This window comes from Blastococcus sp. TF02A-35 (assembly GCF_004571075.1).
GTDB lineage: Bacteria > Actinomycetota > Actinomycetes > Mycobacteriales > Geodermatophilaceae > Blastococcus.
Window position 1 is genome coordinate 156,628 of record NZ_SPQP01000002.1, and the last position, 19,540, is coordinate 176,167.

At 75.4% G+C, this 19,540-nt stretch carries 19 protein-coding genes; 14 read left to right on the forward strand and 5 right to left on the reverse strand.

Going from position 1 to position 19,540, the window contains the following annotated elements; all coding sequences use genetic code 11:
• Positions 1 to 21: 21 nt before the first annotated feature.
• Both E4P43_RS01615 and cofD read right to left on the reverse strand, forming a co-directional pair.
• Positions 22 to 1,083: a coenzyme F420-0:L-glutamate ligase gene (locus E4P43_RS01615; protein WP_135143666.1), complete on the reverse strand. Its 1,062-nt coding sequence runs from the start codon at positions 1,081 to 1,083 to the stop codon at positions 22 to 24.
• Positions 1,076 to 2,032 carry a 2-phospho-L-lactate transferase gene (gene cofD / locus E4P43_RS01620; protein WP_245158876.1) on the reverse strand — a complete coding sequence of 319 codons (957 nt, stop codon included), beginning with the start codon at positions 2,030 to 2,032 and terminating at the stop codon, positions 1,076 to 1,078. Before cofD ends, E4P43_RS01615 begins: the two co-directional genes overlap by 8 nt.
• 318 nt (positions 2,033 to 2,350) lie before the next feature.
• Between cofD and E4P43_RS01625 the strand changes: the two genes are divergently transcribed.
• Complete coding sequence (locus E4P43_RS01625; RefSeq protein WP_167759018.1) at positions 2,351 to 2,641, forward strand: WhiB family transcriptional regulator; 291 nt, start codon at positions 2,351 to 2,353, stop codon at positions 2,639 to 2,641.
• A gap of 120 nt (positions 2,642 to 2,761) precedes the next feature.
• Positions 2,762 to 3,601 (forward strand): hypothetical protein, encoded by an 840-nt coding sequence (locus tag E4P43_RS01630; protein WP_135143669.1) that lies wholly within the window; start codon positions 2,762 to 2,764, stop codon positions 3,599 to 3,601.
• Here E4P43_RS01630 and E4P43_RS01635 read toward each other — a convergent pair.
• Genes E4P43_RS01635 through E4P43_RS20735 form a run of 3 tightly spaced genes read right to left on the reverse strand, consistent with a single transcriptional unit; the run spans position 3,588 to position 5,074 of the window.
• Complete coding sequence (locus E4P43_RS01635; protein WP_135143670.1) at positions 3,588 to 4,448, reverse strand: hypothetical protein; 861 nt, start codon at positions 4,446 to 4,448, stop codon at positions 3,588 to 3,590. The two genes, E4P43_RS01630 and E4P43_RS01635, sit on opposite strands and share 14 nt — an antisense overlap.
• Positions 4,449 to 4,487: 39 nt before the next feature.
• Complete coding sequence (locus tag E4P43_RS01640) at positions 4,488 to 4,955, reverse strand: metallopeptidase family protein (protein ID WP_135143671.1); 468 nt, start codon at positions 4,953 to 4,955, stop codon at positions 4,488 to 4,490.
• A complete protein-coding gene (locus E4P43_RS20735) occupies positions 4,952 to 5,074 on the reverse strand; it encodes a hypothetical protein (protein WP_280790920.1) in 123 nt (40 codons plus the stop codon). The genes E4P43_RS01640 and E4P43_RS20735 overlap by 4 nt, the downstream gene beginning before the upstream one ends.
• Positions 5,075 to 5,175: 101 nt before the next feature.
• Between E4P43_RS20735 and E4P43_RS01645 the strand changes: the two genes are divergently transcribed.
• From E4P43_RS01645 to E4P43_RS01700, 12 genes are all read left to right on the forward strand, one after another.
• Positions 5,176 to 5,526 (forward strand): DUF3499 domain-containing protein, encoded by a 351-nt coding sequence (locus E4P43_RS01645; protein WP_135143672.1) that lies wholly within the window; start codon positions 5,176 to 5,178, stop codon positions 5,524 to 5,526.
• A 25-nt stretch (positions 5,527 to 5,551) separates the two neighbouring features.
• Complete coding sequence (locus E4P43_RS01650; RefSeq protein WP_135143673.1) at positions 5,552 to 6,928, forward strand: phosphomannomutase/phosphoglucomutase; 1,377 nt, start codon at positions 5,552 to 5,554, stop codon at positions 6,926 to 6,928.
• A 32-nt stretch (positions 6,929 to 6,960) separates the two neighbouring features.
• The gene (locus tag E4P43_RS01655) at positions 6,961 to 7,134 is read left to right on the forward strand and encodes a Trm112 family protein (protein ID WP_135143697.1); all 174 of its coding nucleotides are present in this window, start codon (positions 6,961 to 6,963) and stop codon (positions 7,132 to 7,134) included.
• Positions 7,135 to 7,147: 13 nt separating this feature from the next.
• Complete coding sequence (locus tag E4P43_RS01660) at positions 7,148 to 8,290, forward strand: SIS domain-containing protein (RefSeq protein ID WP_135143674.1); 1,143 nt, start codon at positions 7,148 to 7,150, stop codon at positions 8,288 to 8,290.
• A 75-nt stretch (positions 8,291 to 8,365) separates the two neighbouring features.
• A complete protein-coding gene (locus E4P43_RS01665) occupies positions 8,366 to 9,331 on the forward strand; it encodes a DUF808 domain-containing protein (protein WP_135143675.1) in 966 nt (321 codons plus the stop codon).
• Positions 9,332 to 9,377: 46 nt separating this feature from the next.
• Positions 9,378 to 11,129, forward strand: coding sequence for a glycerol-3-phosphate dehydrogenase/oxidase (locus E4P43_RS01670; RefSeq protein ID WP_135143676.1), 1,752 nt, complete (start codon positions 9,378 to 9,380; stop codon positions 11,127 to 11,129).
• A 67-nt stretch (positions 11,130 to 11,196) separates the two neighbouring features.
• On the forward strand, positions 11,197 to 12,372 hold the full coding sequence (gene manA / locus E4P43_RS01675; protein ID WP_135143677.1) for a mannose-6-phosphate isomerase, class I: 1,176 nt from the start codon (positions 11,197 to 11,199) through the stop codon (positions 12,370 to 12,372).
• Between the two features lie 62 nt (positions 12,373 to 12,434).
• Positions 12,435 to 13,340 carry a DUF1524 domain-containing protein gene (locus E4P43_RS01680; RefSeq protein ID WP_245158879.1) on the forward strand — a complete coding sequence of 302 codons (906 nt, stop codon included), beginning with the start codon at positions 12,435 to 12,437 and terminating at the stop codon, positions 13,338 to 13,340.
• A 214-nt stretch (positions 13,341 to 13,554) separates the two neighbouring features.
• Positions 13,555 to 15,039: an adenosylhomocysteinase gene (ahcY, locus tag E4P43_RS01685; protein ID WP_135143678.1), complete on the forward strand. Its 1,485-nt coding sequence runs from the start codon at positions 13,555 to 13,557 to the stop codon at positions 15,037 to 15,039.
• 134 nt (positions 15,040 to 15,173) lie between these two features.
• A complete protein-coding gene (mtrA, locus tag E4P43_RS01690; RefSeq protein WP_135143679.1) occupies positions 15,174 to 15,890 on the forward strand; it encodes an MtrAB system response regulator MtrA in 717 nt (238 codons plus the stop codon).
• A 43-nt stretch (positions 15,891 to 15,933) separates the two neighbouring features.
• On the forward strand, positions 15,934 to 17,655 hold the full coding sequence (gene mtrB, locus E4P43_RS01695) for an MtrAB system histidine kinase MtrB (protein WP_135143680.1): 1,722 nt from the start codon (positions 15,934 to 15,936) through the stop codon (positions 17,653 to 17,655).
• Complete coding sequence (locus E4P43_RS01700) at positions 17,652 to 19,382, forward strand: LpqB family beta-propeller domain-containing protein (RefSeq protein WP_135143681.1); 1,731 nt, start codon at positions 17,652 to 17,654, stop codon at positions 19,380 to 19,382. The genes mtrB and E4P43_RS01700 overlap by 4 nt, the downstream gene beginning before the upstream one ends.
• The last annotated feature ends 158 nt before the right edge of the window (positions 19,383 to 19,540 follow it).

Here is a 19,540-nt window from a genome sequence, read left to right on the forward strand (position 1 = left end):
AACCGTACCCATGCGGGCGGCTCAGAGGGGCGCGCCGCCCAGCCACAGCCTCCCGACGAGTGAGGTGCCCCCCGGGGTGCCGACCGGCTCCCAGCGGGTCGACCAGCCCATGGCGTGCAGCTGCACCACGGCCACCCCGACCACGGCGCCGAGGTTGACCGCGGTGCGCAGGCCGACGGTGTCGGAGAGGTGCACGTCGACCACGCCGTCGCCCTCGCCGCCGTAGCGCAGGACGACGGGGAACTCCGGCAGCGCGGCGGCCGCCACGCGGAAGGCCTCCGCGACGGCCTCGAGCTCCCCGGGGCGCGGGACGAGGTGCGGCTCGGGCGCGCGGGAGGCGACGACGTCGCGGGAGCCGTACGGGAAGAGGTCGTCGGCCGGCAGGCGCACCAGCGGGCGGGTGCCCTCGTCGGCGTCGTCGTCGGGCCGGCGCAGGCCGAGGCCCCGGACGACGGCCACCGGGACGCCGGCGAGCTTGCCCTTCACCAGGTCGGCGGCCGAGGCGATCTCGTCGACCACGGCCGTGCGGGTGGTCTCCAGCCGGTTGCCGTGGGCGTCGACCGCGCCGCGGTGGTCCTCGAGCGCGTCGATGCCCGCCGCGCCGACCGCCACGTCGGTGAGCCCCTCGCGCCAGGTCCGGCCGAAGGTGTCGCTGACCACGACGGCCACGTCCACGCCGGCCAGCTCGCGCAGCCGCGCCCGCAGCCGCCGGGCGGAGGCGTCGGAGTCCTCGGGCAGCAGGACCAGCGCGTCGGCGGAGACGTTGGAGGCGTCGATGCCGGCGGCGGCCACGACCCAGCCGTGCCGGGTCTGCACGATCCTCAGCGGCCCGCGGCGGGCCAAGACGCGCACCGTCTCGTCGTCCACGGCCCGCTGCCGCGCGGCCTCGCGGTCGGCGCCCGGCTCGACCCGCACCAGCCGGCCCTCCACCTTGGAGACGACCTTGGAGGTGACGACGACGACGTCGCCGTCGGCGAGCCAGGGGGCCGCCGCGACGATCGCCGCGGCCAGGTCGTCGCCCGGGGCGAACTCCGGCAGCCCGGGGACAGGCAGGACCGACAGCCCCGCGGGCGGGCTAGCCACAGGCGGCGAGGGCGGCTCGGGCGAGCTCGGTGGTGGCCTCCGGCGAGGACATCAGCAGCGGCTCGCGGCGGACGTCGACACCCGGCACGTCGGCGGCGTCGTCCTCGGCGACCAGCCAGGCGTCGAGCAGCCCGCCGTCGGTGCGCGCCCCGTAGTGCCGTCCCACGCCCTCGGCGCTCACCTCGATGCCCATGGCCGGCAGGCACCGGTCGGCCATCCCGCGGACCACCGCGCCGCCCACGATCGGGGAGACGCCCGCGATGCGGGCTGGGGAGGCGAGCAGCGCCTCGCGCAGGCCGGGGACGCCGAGGACGGTGCCGATCGACACGACGGGGTTCGACGGCGCCAGCAGGACCGCGTCCGCGGACGCGAACGCCTCGACGACCCCCGGTGCGGGGCGGGCCGCGTCCACGCCCACCTGCACGAACGCCGCGGGGTCCAGCGCCGCCCGGTGGCGCACCCACCACTCCTGGAAGTGGACCGCCTGCGGCCGCCCGCTGTCGGGGTCGGTGACGACGACGTGGGTCTCCACCCGCTGGTCGCTCATCGGCAGCACCGTCACGCCGGGCTGCCAGCGCGTGCACAGCGCCGCGGTGACGGCGGAGAGCGGGTAGCCCGCGTCGAGCATGCGGGTGCGGACCAGGTGCGTGGCGATGTCGCGGTCGCCCAGGCCGAACCAGGTGGGGTCGGCGTCGTAGGCCGCGAGCTCCTCCTTGACCGTCCAGCTCTCGCCGGCCCGGCCCCAGCCGCGCTCCTCGTCGATGCCACCGCCGAGGGTGTACATCACCGTGTCGAGGTCGGGGCAGATCCGCAGCCCGTGCAGGGTCACGTCGTCCCCGGTGTTGACCACCGCGGTGATCTCCGCCTCAGGCGCCGCCGCGCGCACCCCGCGGAGGAAACGAGCCCCTCCGGTCCCACCGGCAAGCACGACGATCTGCACGAAACGCATGGTGCCTGATGAGCACTTGTCGACTGTTCGCCGGGCGTGTCGGGGCCCGCGACGAGAAGTGACGAACGGGTGTGGCGGGTGGGGCTGGTGTGGCGTGTCGCTTACACCGGGCAAAGTTGACGTCCGGGCAACGACACGCGTGTAATTCCCGCGGTGTCAACGAGTGCTGAACGGCCCGGGAACGTCCTGCCGGCCGAGCACCGGGACGAGAGCGAGAGGGGACGCACCGTCATGGCTGAGGTGTCGTGGTTGAGCGACTACGTGAACGGGACCGAGCGGTCGGCCGACCGCCTGGGGGCCGCCTCGGCGACCCAGGGCATGGGCCAGGCCGTGGGCCAGGGCACCGGCCAGACGTTCGTCGGCTTCCTGGGCTTCGGCCTCGAGGCCGACGCGCAGTCCTGGCAGGAGCAGGCGCTGTGCGCCGAGACCGACCCGGAGGCGTTCTTCCCCGAGAAGGGCGGCTCGACGCGCGAGGCCAAGAAGATCTGCACCGGCTGCGAGGTCAAGGCCCAGTGCCTGGAGTACGCGCTGGCCAACGACGAGCGGTTCGGCATCTGGGGCGGGCTGTCGGAGCGTGAGCGCCGCCGCCTGCGCCGCCGCGCCGTCTGAAGAAGGACCCTTCGCCCCCCACCGCTCGCAGGCTCGCGGCGGGGTCCTGCGAAGGGCTGCGCCATCCGGTTGCCGCAGCCGCCGACGTCCCCCGTCGGCGGCTGTGGTTCTGTTCGGGGCATGCCCGACCGCGCCGCCGCCCGCCTGGTCAGCGGGCGGGCCCCGGTCCTCCGCGAGCTCCTGGCCGCCGGCCCGCTGATGGCCCGGCTGTCCGCGCCGGTGACCGCACGAGGGCCGTGGCTGACCGCAGTCCTCAACGAGGCGGCGACGCGCCGGCTCTCCGGCCGCCCGGTCGCCGTCGTCGTCGACGGCGGGACCGACGGGCCCCCGCGGGCGGCGGCCTTCCTCTCCGTGCGCCGGCGTGGCCCGCTCGCCGTCGTCGAGCTGCTCGGCCAGTCCACCGCCCCGCTGCCCGGCGGCCGCCCGCCGTCCCGGCTCCTCGCCCGCGACGACGACGCCGCCGAGCAGCTGGCCGCCGGGGTCGTGCAGCTGCTCGGCTCGCTGCACGGGCCGGTCTCCCTCCGGCTGGCCGGCCTCCCGCTGGGCGACCCGACCTCCCGCGCCCTGGCCGCCCGCCTGCCGACGGCCGTCCTGGCCAACGTGCGCAGCACCCGCCTGGTCGACCAGCTCGACGCGCTCGGGCCGGTGCTCCGGACCAACGACCCGGCGGTGCTGGAGCGGTGGCTGCCGCACCTGCTCGACGCCGCGCCCGACGCCCGCGCGCGGGGCTTCCTGCGCGCGGCCGCCCGCCTGCACGCGGCGCTGGGTCAGCTGGAGGTGGCCGTCGCCGCCGACGGCGAGGCCCTCCGGGGCGCGCTGCTCACGCTGGTCGACGGCGCGGACCGCTGGCCGTGGTGGGGCACCGGGGCCGGGCTGGGCGCGGAGATGGGCGCGCCGCTGGTGGGGCTGGCCGTGCCCGCCCGCGGGTGGCCGCCGCTGCCGGGCGTCAGCGGCCGCTGAGCCCGCCGGTGACGGTCGCCGTCCCCGAGCCGACCCGCAGCTCCCCGGCGGCGCGGCCCCCGTCCGCGACGACGGAGAGCGTGAGGTCGTAGACCCGGCCGGTCGGCTCGGGAGCGGAGCCGGACGGGCGCAGCTCCGTGGCCGCCGGGCCGCGCAGCACCATGCGGTCCCCGTCGCGCTGCACGGTCAGGCCGGGGGAGGACAGCTCCGCGTGCTCCACCAGGGAGGGCACGCAGCCGGCCGCCGCGGGGTCGGCGGGCGGCTCGGCGGCCAGGCAGTTCCAGGTGGGCAGCCGCAGCTCCAACCGGGTGCCCCCGTCGCCGGTGGAGGAGAGCTCGAGCTCCGGGTACGCGGCTGTGATGCCCACCGCGCGCTGCTCGAGCACCAGGCCCGCCGCGGTCAGCCGGCCTGCGAGGCCCGGCGGGGACGGGGACGGTGCCGGGCCCGACGCGGCCGGGCGCCCCGCGTCGGCGCGCTCTAGTGCGCGGGCCGCCGCAGCGACCGCGGCCGCGCACCCCACGAGGGCCAGGGCCACGAGGGCCAGCACCGCCACCGGCCGGTAGCCGGGGTCGGCAGCGGCGCGCGGAGCAGCCGGCGCGGGCGGCGGGGGAGCGGAGAGCGCCGCCCACCCGGTCGGCGCGGCCGGCTCGGACCGCGTGCCCGGAGGGTGCTCCAGGAAGTCGGCCAGGTCGTCGACCCGCTGCTCCGGCCCGACCTGGCCGCCGGGCCCGGGAGCGCGCCTGCGGCGGGCGCCCAGCACCCAGGCTGCGACGGCGGCCGCGAGCAGCAGCCCGAGCACCGCGCCGAGCACGAGCCAGGCAGCGGTGCCGGCGACCGGGGCGTCCATCGCGACCAGCATCGCAGCACCCGCGCGCGGCCCCGCCGGTCAGGCGGTGGGGTCGATCTCCTCGGGGTCCCGGCCCAGCAGCGTCGCGACCTGGTCCACCACCACGTCGCGGACCAGGTCGGCCAGGTCCTCCCGGTCGTTCGCCCGGAGCTCCAGCGGGCGCCGGTAGACGATCACGCGGGGCGGGAGCTCCTCGCCCTGCTCGCGCCGGGCCGGCAGCACCCGCGCCAGCGGCACGCCACCGTCGTCGAGGACGTCGCTGTCGAGGACGACGTCGTCGGGGCGGGTGTGCTCCACCCAGGGGACGTCCTCGACGGCGAACTCCACCCCGGCCAGCTCCCGCTCCCAGCGGCGCTCGATGTCCTCGACCGCGTCGAGGACGAGGTCGTCGAACGCCTCGCCCCGGCTGCGGGCCAGGGGGACCTCGGTCGGCAGCAGACGGCCCCGGAGACCGCGACCGTGACGGTCGCGTCGGGAGCGGGCGGGGCGGCGCGGGGGCGTGCTCATGACGCGTCGAAGCGTACGGCGCGGTCCGACACGCCGGGCCGCGGAACGACTTCGGTGAAGATTTCCCCGGTCGCGCCGCACGGGGCCGCATCCCGCGTCCGACCGGTGACGATGCCCACGGGACCATCGTGCAGGATGGTGCGCAGCGGTCCGGAAACCGGTGCGCCTGCTGTCGCGCACCGCGCAGCGGGATTACTGTGCCTGTCGTGAGGAACCGGTGGTGAGGCAGTCACGTCGCTGCTCGCGCAGCGGCTGCGCGCAACCGGCAGCGGCGACCCTGACCTACGTCTACGCGGAGTCGACCGCTGTCGTGGGTCCCCTGGCGACGTTCTCGGAGCCGCACAGCTATGACCTGTGCGAGTTCCACGCCGAGCGGCTGACCGTGCCGCGCGGCTGGGAGGTCGTCCGGCACGAGATCGACCTGGACGACTCGGGCCCGACCGGCGACGACCTGCTCGCGCTGGCCGACGCGGTCCGCGAGGCCGCCCGCCCGGAGCCCCCGCGCGACCCGGCCGACGACGGCAGCGGCATCCGCCGCGGTCACCTGCGGGTCCTGCCCGACCTCCCGTAGCGCCCCCGCCGATAGGGTTCTGCGCGTGGCTGACCTGTCCGCGCTGATCAAGGCCTACGACGTCCGCGGCGTCGTCCCCGACGAGTGGGACGAGAGCACCGCCCGGGCGATCGGTGCGGCGTTCGCCGAGTTCGTGCTCGCCGACTCCGGGGCCACGACCGTCGTCACCGCCCACGACATGCGCGAGTCCTCGGTCCCCCTGTCCCGCGCCTTCGCCGAGGGTGTCATCGCCCGCGGTCTCGACGTCGTGGAGGCGGGCCTCGGGTCCACCGACCTGCTGTACTTCGCCGCCGGCTCGCTGGACCTGCCGGGCGCGATGTTCACCGCCAGCCACAACCCGGCCCGCTACAACGGCATCAAGATGTGCCGCGCCGGCGCCGCGCCGATCGGGCAGGACTCCGGCCTGGTCACCATCCGCGACTGGGCCGAGCGCGACGACTACGAGCGCGTCCCCGACCGCATCGGCACGGTGTCGGCCCGCGACGTGCTCGCCGAGTACGCCGCGCACCTGCGCTCGCTGGTCGACCTCTCCGGGATCCGCCCGCTGAAGGTCGTGGTCGACGCCGGGAACGGGATGGGCGGCCACACCGTGCCGGTCGTCCTGGCCGACCTGCCCCTGGAGGTCGTGCCGCTCTACTTCGAGCTCGACGGCTCGTTCCCCAACCACGAGGCCAACCCGCTGGACCCGGCGAACCTGGTCGACCTCCAGGCCGCGGTCCGCGAGCACGGTGCCGACATCGGCCTGGCCTTCGACGGCGACGCCGACCGGGTGTTCGTCGTCGACGAGCGCGGCGAGCCGGTGAGCCCCTCGGCCATCACCGCGCTGGTCGCCGTCCGCGAGCTGGCCAAGGGCCGCGGCACGACGGTCATCCACAACCTCATCACGTCGCGGGCGGTCCCCGAGATCGTCCGCGAGCACGGCGGCGAGCCGGTGCGCACCAGGGTCGGGCACTCGTTCATCAAGGCGGAGATGGCGCGCACCGACGCGGTCTTCGGCGGCGAGCACTCCGCGCACTACTACTTCCGCGATTTCTGGCGCGCCGACACGGGCATGCTCGCCGGCATGCACGTCCTCGCCGCGCTGGGGGAGCAGAGCCGGCCGCTGTCGGAACTGACCGCCGCCTACGCGCGCTACGCCGCCTCGGGCGAGATCAACTCCACCGTCGCCGACGCGCCGGGCCGGGTGGCCGAGGTGCGTCGCCTCTTCGAGGAGGAGGGCGCGACGTTCGACGAGCTGGACGGCCTCACCGTCGAGCTGCCCGACGGCGCGTGGTTCAACCTGCGCGCCAGCAACACCGAGCCGCTGCTGCGGCTGAACGTGGAGGCGCCGGACGTGGCGCGGATGACGGAGCTGCGCGACCGGGTGCTGAGCACGGTCCGCGCCGGACAGGAGCAGAGATGACCACTTCCCCCAGCAGCGCGACCAGCGGCCCCCTGGGCCTGGACGCCGAGCTGCTCTCGATCCTGGCCTGTCCGGACACCCACCACACGCCGCTGACGGTGGACGAGGCGGCCGGCGAGCTGGTGTGCACCACCTGCGGCCGGGGCTTCCCGGTGCGCGACGGCATCCCGGTGCTCCTGCTCGACGAGGCGCGGCAGCGCGGGTGAGGACGGCGCCGGCATGACCTCGCCCGAGCTGGCCGAGGAGGTCCTCGACGACCTGGAGCTGCTGCGCGCCCGCGACCCCCGGGGTCTGCTGCCGGCGGTGGCCGGCGCCGGGGCACAGGTGCGCGAGACCGCGCGGCTGACCGACGAGGCGGACCTCTCGCGGGTCACCGAGGGCGGCCGGCCCCGCGGTCTGATCATCGTGGGGCGCCGCGAGGGCGCCGTCGCGGCCTCGGTGCTGCGGGCGCTCCTCGGGCCGTCGAGCCCGGTGACCGTCGACGTCGTCCCGGGACCGGCGCTGCCGGTGTGGGCCGGGCCCAGCGACATCGCGGTGGTCGCCACCCGCACCGGCGCGGGCACCTACGCCGTCGGCCCGGCCTACGAGGCCGCCCGCCGCGGGGTCGCGCTGGTGGGCATCGGCGCCGAGGACGCCCCGCTGCGGGCCGCCTGCTCCACCGCCCGCGCCCCGTACGTGGCGCTGCCGCAGTCGCGGGTGCGGCACACGACGCTCTGGTCGCTGCTCACGCCGATGCTGCGCCTGGCCACCGACCTCGGCCTGCTCCCGGCCGCCGCGGCCGACGCCGACGAGGTGGCCGCCGCGCTGGACGAGGTCGCCGAGGAGTGCGGCCCGGCCCGCGAGTCGTTCGTCAACCCGGCCAAGACCCTCGCGCTGGGCCTGCTGGACGCGCTGCCGCTGGTGATGGCGGAGGGGCCGCTGGCGGGCGCGGCCGCGACCCGCATCACCGACCAGCTGGCGACGCTGGCCGGTCTGCCCGCGACCGGCTTCCGGCTGCCCGACCAGCGCGTCGCCGCCTGCACGGTGCTCAGCGGCCCGCTCGCGCCCCGCGAGGAGGACGACTTCTTCCGCGACCGCGCCGACGACACCGGCCGGCGGCTCCGGCTGCTCACCATCCGCGACCCGGAGGCCGGTGGGCACGACGGCGCGGGGGAGCGGGAGCCGCGGTCGGCGGCCGAGGCCATGGAGCAGGTCCTGCGGACCGCCGCGGCGCACAACATCCCGGTCAGCGGCCTGGCGGAGCACGGGGAGCCCGGTCGCCACGGCCGGCTGCCGCGCCTGGCCCGGCAGCTGGCCGTCGCGGACTTCAGCGCCGTCTACCTCGCCCTGGCGCTGGACCACGAGCGCGCCTTCGGCTCGTGACCGCGCACGGCGGGACCGGACAGGCGACCATCACTGCAGCAGCACCGACGTGCTGACCGATCGGAAGGACTTCCCGTGGCGGGTGGACTCGTAGCTCTGCTGGACGACGTGGCGGTGCTCGCCCGCGCGGCCGCCGCGTCGATCGACGACATCGGGGCGGCCGCCGGCCGGGCCAGCATCAAGGCGGCCGGCGTCGTCGTCGACGACACGGCGGTGACGCCGCAGTACGTGCACGGTCTGAACGCCGACCGCGAGCTGCCGATCATCCGGAAGATCGCGCTGGGGTCGCTGCGCAACAAGCTGCTGATCATCCTCCCGGCGATCCTGCTGCTCAGCCAGTTCCTGCCGTGGCTGCTCACCCCGATCCTCATGATCGGTGGCGCCTACCTCTGCTACGAGGGCGCGGAGAAGATCTGGCACCGGGTCAGCGGGCACGCCGAGACGCACGAGAAGGTCGAGGACGCCCTCCCGGACGAGAAGACCATCGTCTCCGGGGCGGTCCGCACCGACTTCATCCTGTCGGCCGAGATCATGGTCATCAGCCTCAACGAGGTGGCCAGCGAGGCGTTCCTCTCCCGGGCGGTCATCCTGGTCGTCGTCGCCATCGGGATCACCGTGCTGGTCTACGGCGTCGTCGGGCTGATCGTGAAGATGGACGACATCGGGCTCAACCTGGCCCAGCGCCCCGCGAAGGGCGTGGCCTCCTTCGGGCGCGGGCTGGTCAAGGGCATGCCCAAGCTGCTCAGCGCGCTCACCGTGGTCGGCACCGCCGCGATGCTCTGGGTCGGCGGGCACATCATCCTGGTGGGCACCGACGAGCTGGGCTTCCACCCGCTCTACGCGTTCGTGCACCACCTCGAGGAGGCCGCGCACGACGCCACGGGCGCGGTGGGCGGCGTCGTCGGCTGGCTGGTCAACACCCTGGGCAGCGCGCTGCTGGGCCTCGTCGTCGGCGCGGTCGTCGTGCTGGTGATGAGCGTGACGTTCCACCGGAAGAAGTCGCACGGGGCGGACGCGGGCTCGCACCAGCCGGCGGCGTGACCGGCATCTCGGTCACGGCGCGCGAGCGAGGGGGACAGTGGGGGACATGACCGGCACGGAGCTGTCACCGGAACGGCGTCGGGCGGACCGCGCCCGCCTGGAGGACGAGGTCGTCGACGTCCTCGTGATCGGGGGCGGGGTCACCGGGGCCGGCGCGGCCCTGGACGCGGCCAGCCGCGGGCTGAAGGTCGGGCTGATCGAGGCGCGCGACTGGGCGGCCGGCACCTCCAGCCGGTCGAGCAAGCTGATCCACGGCGGGCTGCGCTACCTCGAGCAGATGGCCTTCCCGCTGGTGCACGAGGCGCTCAAGGAGCGCGCGCGGCTGATCCGCACGATCGCCCCGCACCTGGTCCGGCCGCTGCCGTTCCTGCTGCCGCTGACCGCCCCGGTGTGGCAGCGGGCGTACTACGGCGCCGGCGTCGCGCTCTACGACGTGCTGGGCGCCGCCTTCGCCCGCGACCGCGCGATCCCGCGCCACCGCCACCTGTCCCGCCGGGCCACCCTCGAGACCTTCCCCGCCCTGCGGCGTGACGCCGTGCGCGGCGCGATCCGCTACTACGACGCCCAGGTGGACGACGCCCGCCACACCCTCGCCGTGGTGCGCACCGCCGCCGGGTACGGGGCCGCGGCGCTCTCCAGCGCGCGCGTCGTCGGCCTGCTGCGGGAGAGCGACGCACCCGACGCGGCCGTGGTCGGCGTGCACGTCGCCGACCTGACCGACGGCTCCACCTTCACCGTCCGCGCCCGCAGCGTGATCGCGGCGACCGGGGTGTGGAGCGACGACATCGGCCGGATGCTCGGCTCCGCGGCGCCCAGCCTCAAGGTCCGGGCCTCCAAGGGCGTCCACCTGCTCGTGCCCGGCTCGGCGATCGACGGCGGCGACGTCGGCCCGCACGGGCTGATCCTGCGGACGCCCACCAGCGTGCTGTTCGTGATCCCGTGGGGCGGCCAGTGGATCGTCGGCACCACCGACACCCCGTGGACGCTGGACCGCGACCACCCCGCCGCCAGCAGCGCCGACATCGACTACCTGCTCGGCCAGGTCAACCGGGTGCTGACCCGGCCGCTGACCGCCGACGACATCGTCGGCGTCTACGCGGGCCTGCGGCCGCTGCTGGCCGGCGAGTCCGACGACACCAGCCGGCTCTCCCGCGAGCACGCCGTCGTCACGCCGGTGCCGGGCCTGGTCCTGGTGGCCGGCGGCAAGTACACGACCTACCGGGTCATGGCGGCCGACGCCGTCGACGCCGCCGCCGAGCGGCTGCCCGGTGTGCCGCCGTCGCGCACCGCCGAGCTGCCGCTGGTCGGCGCCCGCGGATGGGGCGAGGTGCGTGACCGGGCGGCGGAGCTGGCCGCCGGGTACGGCGTGCCGGAGGCGGCCGTCGAGCGGCTGCTGCGCCGGCACGGTGACCAGGTGACCGCGGTCCTGGACCTGGTGCGGGAGGACCCCGCGCTCGGCCGGTCGCTGCCCGGCGCCCCGGAGCACCTCGCCGCCGAGGTCGTCCACGCGACGCGGGCCGAGGGGGCGCTTCACCTGGACGACGTCCTGACCCGCCGGACGCGCATCTCGATCGAGACCCCGCACCGAGGGGTCGAGTCGGCCGCGGAGGTCGCTCGGCTCATGGCGACCGTGCACGGCTGGCAGGACGACTTCCTCGCCGAGGAGATCGCCCACTACGAGGCGCGGGTGGCCGCGGAGCGCGAGTCGCAGCGGATGCCCGACGACCGCACCGCGGACGCCGCGCGCCTGGGCGCGCCCGACGTGCGCAAGGCGGTGCAGGGCACCCCCTCCGGGTGACCTGCCGCGCACCGCGCGGCGACGACGGTTCCGGAGCGGTGGGGCGCGCACGTAACCTGCGCTCACCATGTGGCAGCTGAGCAACGGTGTGCGGTTCTACCCCTGGGGGAGCCGGACCGTGATCCCCGAGCTCCTGGGGGAGCCCGTGCCCGCGGAGCGCCCGCACGCCGAGCTGTGGGTGGGTGCGCACCCGGACGAGCCGAGCGTGCTGTCCGACGGCCGGCCGCTGGACAAGGCGATCGCCGAGGAGCCCGAGGCGCTGCTCGGCCGCCCGGTGGTGGAGCGCTTCGGCGCCCGCCTGCCGTTCCTGATGAAGGTGCTCGCGGCCGAGGCCCCGCTCTCCCTGCAGGCGCACCCGACGACCGAGCAGGCCCAGGTGGGCTTCGCGGCCGAGGAGGCCGCCGGGATCCCGCACGACGACCCCACGCGGACGTTCAAGGACCCGTTCCACAAGCCGGAGCTGCTGCTCGCGCTGACCACCTTCGAGGCGCTGTGCGGGTTCCGGCCGGTGGAGGAGTCGCTGCACTGCCTGGCCAAGCTGCAGGTGCCCGAGCTCAAGCCGACGATCGCCGCGCTGGCGCGGGGCGGGCTGCGGGCGGCGATCCCGCAGCTGCTGGCCCTGAACGGGGAGCGCCGCACCGAGCTGGTGTCGGCGGTCGCCACCGCCGCGGCCCGCTTCGTCGCCGCGCACGACCCCGAGTTCATCAACACCTACCGCTGGGCGGCGACGCTGGCGGAGACCTACCCGGGCGACCCGGGCGTGGTCATCTCGCTGATGTGCAACCACCTGAAGCTGGCGCCCGGGGAGGCGGTGTTCCTCCCGGCGGGGAACCTGCACGCCTACCTGTCCGGCGCCGGCGTCGAGGTGATGGCCAGCTCGGACAACGTGCTGCGCGGCGGCCTGACCGCCAAGCACGTCGACCTGGCCGCGCTCATCGAGGTGCTCGACTTCAGCGACGGCCGCATCCCGGTCATCCACCCGGTGCTCGGGCCCGGCGGCCTGCGCTACCCGGTGCCGGTCGCCGACTTCGACCTCACGCGGGTGCACCTGGACGAGCAGTCCGGCGTCCTCACCACCCGCGGGCCGCAGCTGCTGCTGTGCACCGAGGGCAGCGCCGTCCTCGCCTCCGCCGACGGCGAGCTGACCCTGGAGAAGGGCCGGGCCGCGTTCGTCCCGGCGGGCGCCCCGGTGAGCGCCCGCGGCCCGGCGGTCCTCTACCGCGCGACCACCAACGTCGTCTGAGACCTCCTCCGCGCCCGGCGTTGCACCGCCGGACCGCCGCGTCCCCGGCCTAGCGTCGGGCGGTGCGCAGTCCTGAGCGGTGGGGGAGCCCGGTGGGTGTCCGCCCCGGGCCCCGGCCCCGCCGGCTCGCCGGCGCCGTCCTCGCCCTCGGCCTCCTGGCCGGGCTGGCCGGCTGCGACCCGGTGGACCTGGCCGAGACCGGCGACCGCGCCGCGGCTCCCGAGCCGGTGGCCGGCTCCGCCCTGGCCGCGCTGGACGCGCTCGAGGTCAAGGGACGCGCGCCCCGCACCGGGTACGAGCGGGAGAACTTCGGCGACGGCTGGGTGGACACCGACCGCAACGGCTGCGACACCCGCAACGACGTCCTGGCCCGCGACCTCACCGGCGAGACGTTCCGGCCGGGGACCCGCGACTGCGTGGTGGCGACGGGGACGCTGGCCGACCCCTACTCCGGCTCGACGATCGAGTTCCGCCGCGGCGAGGGCACGAGCGAGGCGGTGCAGATCGACCACGTGGTGGCGCTCTCGGACGCCTGGCAGAAGGGTGCCCAGGGCTGGGACACCGACCGGCGGGTCGCCTTCGCCAACGACCCGCTCAACCTGCTGGCGGCCGACGGGCCGCTCAACATGCAGAAGGGGGACGGCGACGCCGCGACGTGGCTGCCGCCGAACACCGCCTTCCGGTGCGCCTACGTCGCGCGGCAGGTGGCGGTGAAGGCCACCTACGGGCTGTGGGTGACCCAGGCGGAGCGGGACGCGATGGCGGGCGTGCTCGCGGGCTGCCCGGACGAGCCGCTGCCCGACGGCGGCGCCACCGCCCCGGCCGCGGCCACCCCGACCGCGCCGGACGCGCTGGTCTACCCGGACTGCGCCGCCGTCCGGGCCGCCGGTGCGGCACCCATCCACCGCGGCGAGCCGGGCTTCTCCGACGCGTTCGACGGCGACGGCGACGGCGTCGGCTGCGAGTGACAGGAGGGGTGGTGCGGGCTTCAGCAGCGCGCCGCCCGTGCCGATGCAGAGGGCGCACCACCGGACGGAACGAGCCGGGAGGGACGACCTCACCGGGCCGCGCGGCTATCCTGGACGCCGGCACGAGCCCCGCCGAAGCCTCGGCATGCTCGCTCTCTCAGACGACCCCGTAGCGCCCGCCTGCAGACGGCCAGGGCGCGGACACTGGAGCGACATGACCGCCAGCACTGGCACCCGCACGCTGACCGACGGCGACTTCAAGGTCGCCGACCTCTCCCTCGCGCCGTTCGGCCGCAAGGAGATCCAGCTCGCCGAGCACGAGATGCCCGGCCTCATGGCCCTGCGCGCCGAGTACGGCGACGAGCAGCCGCTGGCCGGCGCCCGCATCGCCGGCTCGCTGCACATGACCGTGCAGACCGCCGTCCTCATCGAGACCCTGACCGCGCTGGGCGCCGACGTCCGCTGGGTCAGCTGCAACATCTTCTCGACCCAGGACCACGCCGCCGCGGCGATCGTCGTCGGCGACGGCACCCCCGAGCAGCCCGCCGGCGTGCCGGTCTTCGCCTGGAAGGGCGAGACGCTCCCCGAGTACTGGTGGTGCACCCAGCGCCTGTTCGAGTTCAAGGACGAGAACGGCGAGATCGTCGGCCCGAACATGCTGCTCGACGACGGTGGCGACGCCACCCTGCTGATCCACCTCGGCACCCGCTTCGAGGCCGAGGGCGTCGTCCCCGACACCACGGAGTCCGACTCCGAGGAGTACGGCGTCATCCTCGAGACCCTCCGCGGCACGCTCGCCGAGGACGGTGGCTACTGGACCCGCATCGGGCAGGGCATCGCCGGTGTCACCGAGGAGACGACCACCGGCGTCATGCGGCTCTACGAGCTCGCCCGCGACGGCCGGCTGCTCTTCCCGGCGATCAACGTCAACGACTCGGTCACCAAGAGCAAGTTCGACAACCTCTACGGCTGCCGGCACTCGCTCATCGACGGCCTCAACCGCGCCACCGACGTGATGATCGGCGGCAAGGTCGCCGTCGTCTGCGGCTACGGCGACGTCGGCAAGGGCTGCGCGGAGTCGCTGCGCGGCCAGGGCGCCCGCGTCATCGTCACCGAGATCGACCCGATCAACGCCCTGCAGGCGGCGATGCACGGCTACGAGGTGACCACGCTCGACGAGGTCATCGGCAAGGCCGACATCATCATCACCGCCACCGGCAACAAGGACATCATCTCCGCCGAGCAGCTGGCCTCGACCAAGCACCAGGCGATCATCGGCAACATCGGGCACTTCGACAACGAGATCGACATGGCCGGCCTTGCCCGCACCCCGGGCGTCGTCCAGACCACGATCAAGCCGCAGGTCGACGAGTGGCGGTTCGCCGACGGCCACACGATCATCGTGCTCTCCGAGGGCCGGCTGCTGAACCTGGGCAACGCCACCGGGCACCCCAGCTTCGTCATGAGCGCCTCGTTCTCCAACCAGGTGCTGGCCCAGATCGAGCTGTGGAGCAACCGCGCGGCCTACGAGGGCAAGGAGCCCACGGTCACCGTGCTGCCCAAGAAGCTGGACGAGCACGTGGCCCGGCTGCACCTCGACGCGCTGGGCGTGAAGCTCACCGAGCTCACCAAGGTCCAGGCCGACTACATCGGTGTCCCGGTCGAGGGCCCGTACAAGAGCGACCACTACCGCTACTGACAGGACCCGCCTGCCCCCCGGCCTTCGCGAGCTCAGGCCGGGTCCCTGCAGGCGGGCCGTTCCAGCACGTCACCGCAGCGGGGAAAGCGGCTCACCCGGACGGGTGGGCCGCTTTCCTTGCCTCACAGCGCAGAATGGTCGCCGTGCCACCCACCGCTCCCCAGAACGGGTCCGCTCGCGGCCGTGTCCTGGTCGTCGACGACGACGCCGCCCTCGCCGAGATGCTCGGCATCGTGCTGCGCCGGGAGGGCTACGAGCCCGCGTTCGTCTCCGACGGCAACCGGGCGGTCGGCGTCTTCCAGCAGACCCGGCCGGACCTGGTGCTCCTGGACCTGATGCTGCCCGGCCGCAACGGCCTGCAGATCTGCCAGGACATCCGCCAGCAGTCCACCGTGCCGATCGTCATGCTCACCGCCAAGGGCGACACCATCGACGTCGTGCAGGGGCTGGAGGCCGGCGCCGACGACTACGTCACCAAGCCGTTCAAGCCGGTCGAGCTGGTGGCGCGCGTCCGCGCCCAGCTGCGCCGCGGGGAGACCGGCCAGGCCGAGAACCTCAGCATCGGCGACGTGCAGATCGACGTCCCGGCCCACCAGGTCACGCGCCAGGGCGTCCCCATCGCGCTGACGCCGCTGGAGTTCGACCTCCTGGTGGCGCTCGCCCGCAAGCCCCGGCAGGTCTTCACCCGCGAGCTCCTGCTGGAGCAGGTGTGGGGCTACCGGCACGCCGCCGACACCCGGCTGGTGAACGTGCACGTCCAGCGGCTGCGGGCCAAGGTCGAGCGCGACCCGGAGAAGCCCGAGGTCGTCCTCACCGTGCGCGGGGTCGGGTACAAGGCCGGCCCCCCGTGAGTCGGCCCGCCGTTCCCGGCCCGGCGTCACCGACAATGGAGCGGTGACCGCCACCCGCTCGCCCGAGACGGGCACCGGCGAGGAGCCGGCCGCAGGCCCGGCCCCCGCCCGCTCGCGACGGGCCGAGGTGCGCCGGGTCCGGCGGGGCCTGGGCCGCCGCGCCCAGGGCGCCCGGCGGAGGGTGCGCCGCGGCACCCGCCGGCTCGCCGCCCGCGCCCTCCAGGCGTGGCGCTCCTCGCTCCAGGTGCGCATCGCCGCGATCACCACGGTGGTCGCCGGCACCGTCGTCGTCATCGTGAGCCTGGTCCTCTTCAGCCAGATCCGGGACCAGCTCCTCGACGTCAAGCGCCAGGCCGCCATCGACCAGGTCCAGGCCGGCGTCGTCTACGCGCAGAACGAGGTCACCGGCATCGCCACCGGCGACGCCGCGAGCGTCCGCTCGACGCTGACCCGCGCCGTGAACAGCCTCCTCGAACGCGGCGGCGCCGCCGGTGACTTCGACGTCGTCATGGTCTACCGGCCGGGCAACCCCGACCGGACGACGACCACCCGGCGGCCGCTCTACGAGGCGCTGCCGCAGGAGCTGCGCGCCGTGGTGGACTCCGGCAGCCAGGCCTCCAAGTACGACGTCATCCCCGACGCGGCGGGGGAGAACCGGCCCACCCTGCTGATCGGGGCACCGGTCCTGCGCGACGACCAGGCGCCCGACCGGATCGAGCTGTACTACTCCTTCCCCCTCCAGCAGGAGCAGGAGAGCCTGTCGCTGATCCGCAGCACGGTGGTCATCAGCGGCGTGGCGCTCACGCTTCTCGTCGTCGGGATCGCGCTGCTGGTGACCCGGCTGGTCGTCGACCCCGTGCGGCGCGCGGCGGGCACGGCGCAGCGGCTGGCCGAGGGCCAGCTCGAGGAGCGCATGGCCGTCCGCGGGGAGGACGACCTGGCGCGGCTGGCCACCAGCTTCAACGCGATGGCCGACAGCCTCCAGCGGCAGATCACCCAGCTCGAGGGGCTGTCCCAGCTGCAGCAGCGGTTCACCTCCGACGTCTCGCACGAGCTGCGCACGCCGCTCACCACCGTGCAGATGGCCGCGGAGGTCCTGCACGAGTCGCGCGAGGACTTCGCGCCGCACGTGGCGCGCTCGGCCGAGCTGCTGCGTGCCGAGCTCGACCGGTTCGAGGCGCTGCTCACCGACCTGCTGGAGATCAGCCGCTACGACGCGGGGGCCGCGGTGCTCGACGCCGCGCCCACCGACCTGGGCGTGCTCGTGGGCCGCGTCGTCGACGGCATGAGCACCCTGGCGCGGCGGCACGAGTGCGAGCTGCAGGTGACCCGGCCGGAGGACGCGGTCCTCGCCGAGGTCGACGCCCGCCGCGTCGAGCGGATCCTGCGCAACCTGGTGGGCAACGCCATCGAGCACGGCGCGGGGCACCCGGTGGAGATCACCCTGGCCGCCAACCCGTCGGCCGCCGCCGTGACCGTGCGCGACCACGGGGTCGGGCTGAGCGCGGGGGAGGCGCAGCACGTGTTCGACCGGTTCTGGCGGGCCGACCCGTCGCGGGTGCGGACGGTCGGGGGCAGCGGGCTGGGCCTGTCGATCAGCCTGGAGGACGCGCGGCTGCACGGCGGCTGGCTCCAGGTGTGGGGCCAGCCCGGCGCCGGCGCCCAGTTCCGGCTCACCCTCCCGCTCGTGGCCGGCACCGACCTGACCAGCTCGCCGCTGCCGCTGCGCCCCGTCCGCCTGCGGCGTCCGGGGGTGCCCCGGTGACCCGCACCCGCGGCCTGGCCGTCGCCCTGCTCGCCGCGGCGCTGCCGCTGGCGTCGTGCTCCACGGTCCCGACCAGCTCGCCCACCGTCGCGATCCCGCAGGCGCCGGCGCGCCCGGTCGAGGCGGCCGGCATCGAGCCGCTGCCGCCGGCGCCCGGTGCCAGCGCCGAGGAGGTCGTGCGCACGTTCATCGACGCCTCGGCCAGCACCGTCCGCAGCCACCCCGTGGCCCGGCTGCACCTGGCCCCCGCGGCCGCGGAGAAGTGGCTGGACGAGACCGGCATCAGCGTCATCGGCACCGACTACGCGGTCATCACCACCGACGCGGGGACGGTGTCCATCACCGCCAACCTCATCGGCACGGTGGACCCCCGCGGCGTCTTCACCGTCGCCGGCCGGGGCGTCTTCACCCGCGAGTTCCGGCTCGAGCAGGTCGACGGCGAGTGGCGCATCACCGACCCGCCGGACGGGCTGATCATGCTCGAGCCGGACTTCGAGCGGCTCTACGACGAGCTGCAGGCCTACTTCGTGGACCCGACGGCATCCCGGGTGGTCCCGGACCCGCGCTACCTCATGATCGGCGAGACCCAGCCGACCGCCCTGGTCGAGCGCCTGCTCGGCGGCCCGTCGTCCTCGCTCGCGGCCGGCGTGGCCAACCCGCTCAGCGGCGTGCAGCTGCGCCGGTCGGTGTCGGTGGAGAACCAGACGGCGACCGTGGAGCTGACCGGCCTGCCCGCCGACTCGCCCGTCCTCGGCCAGGTCTGCGCCCAGCTGGTCTGGACCCTGCAGCAGTCCGGTGGACCGCGCATCACCGAGGTGGTCGTCGTCCTGGACGGGGAGCCGGTCGCGCTCGAGGACGTGCCCGAGCGGCAGACCGTCGAGGACTGGGCCTCGTTCGACCCGGACGCGGCGCCCGCCGACGGCGTGGGCCACTACCTGGACGGCGGAGCGCTGCGCACGGCCGCGGAGGGCCAGCCCGCTCCCGGACCGGCGGGGCAGGGTGCCTACGGCCTCACCAGCGCCGCCGTGTCCGCGGAGCCCGGCAGCGGCCGGCTGTCGTTCCTCGCCGGCGTCCGGCCGGAGGGGAGCGGTGCCACGCTGCTCGCCGGCCCGTACGACGGCGAGCTGGCACCGGTGCTCGGCGGCGCCTCGCTGAGCGCGCCGACGGTCTCGGGGACCCGCGCGGAGGCCTGGGTCGTCCGCGACGGCTCGACCGTGGTCCGGGTCCCCGCCGGGGCCCCGCCCCAGCCGGTCACCGCGCCCACCCTCGCCGGCCTCGGGCGCACCGACGTGCTGCAGCTGTCACCGGACGGCGTGCGCGCGGCGGTCGTCGTCGACGGGCCCGAGGGGCGGCGGCTCTACGTGGGCACGGTCGTCCGGTCGCCGGAGGACGGCTCCGTGGTGCTGCGCGACCTCCGGGAGGCCGCGCCGACCCTCGCCCAGGTCATCGACGTCGGCTGGCGGGACAGCAGCAGCCTGATGGTGCTGGCTGGAGACGAGAGCGAGGACCGCATCGTCCCCTACGCCGTGGGTGTGGACGGGTGGGGCCTCACCCGCATGACCACGTCCGGGCTGCCGAGCCAGCCCACGTCGCTGGCCGTCGCGCCCGGCCGGCCGCCCCTGGTGAGCGCCGGCAACACCGTGTGGCGGCTCACCGGCGGCACGTGGGTCACGCTCGTCCGGGGTGCCGAGCCGCTGGCCGGCGGCGCCCCGTTCTACCCGCTCTGAGCCGGGGCGCGTCCACAGGCACCGCGTTCGCCGAGCAGGGACTGCGCCTCCGGCACCGTCAGCAGGGCGTCGAGCACCGCCATGCCCTCGCGCCGGTCGGCCCGGACCGAGACCCCGCGCTCGCGCAGGGCAGCGGCGAGCCGGTGTGCCTCGTCGCG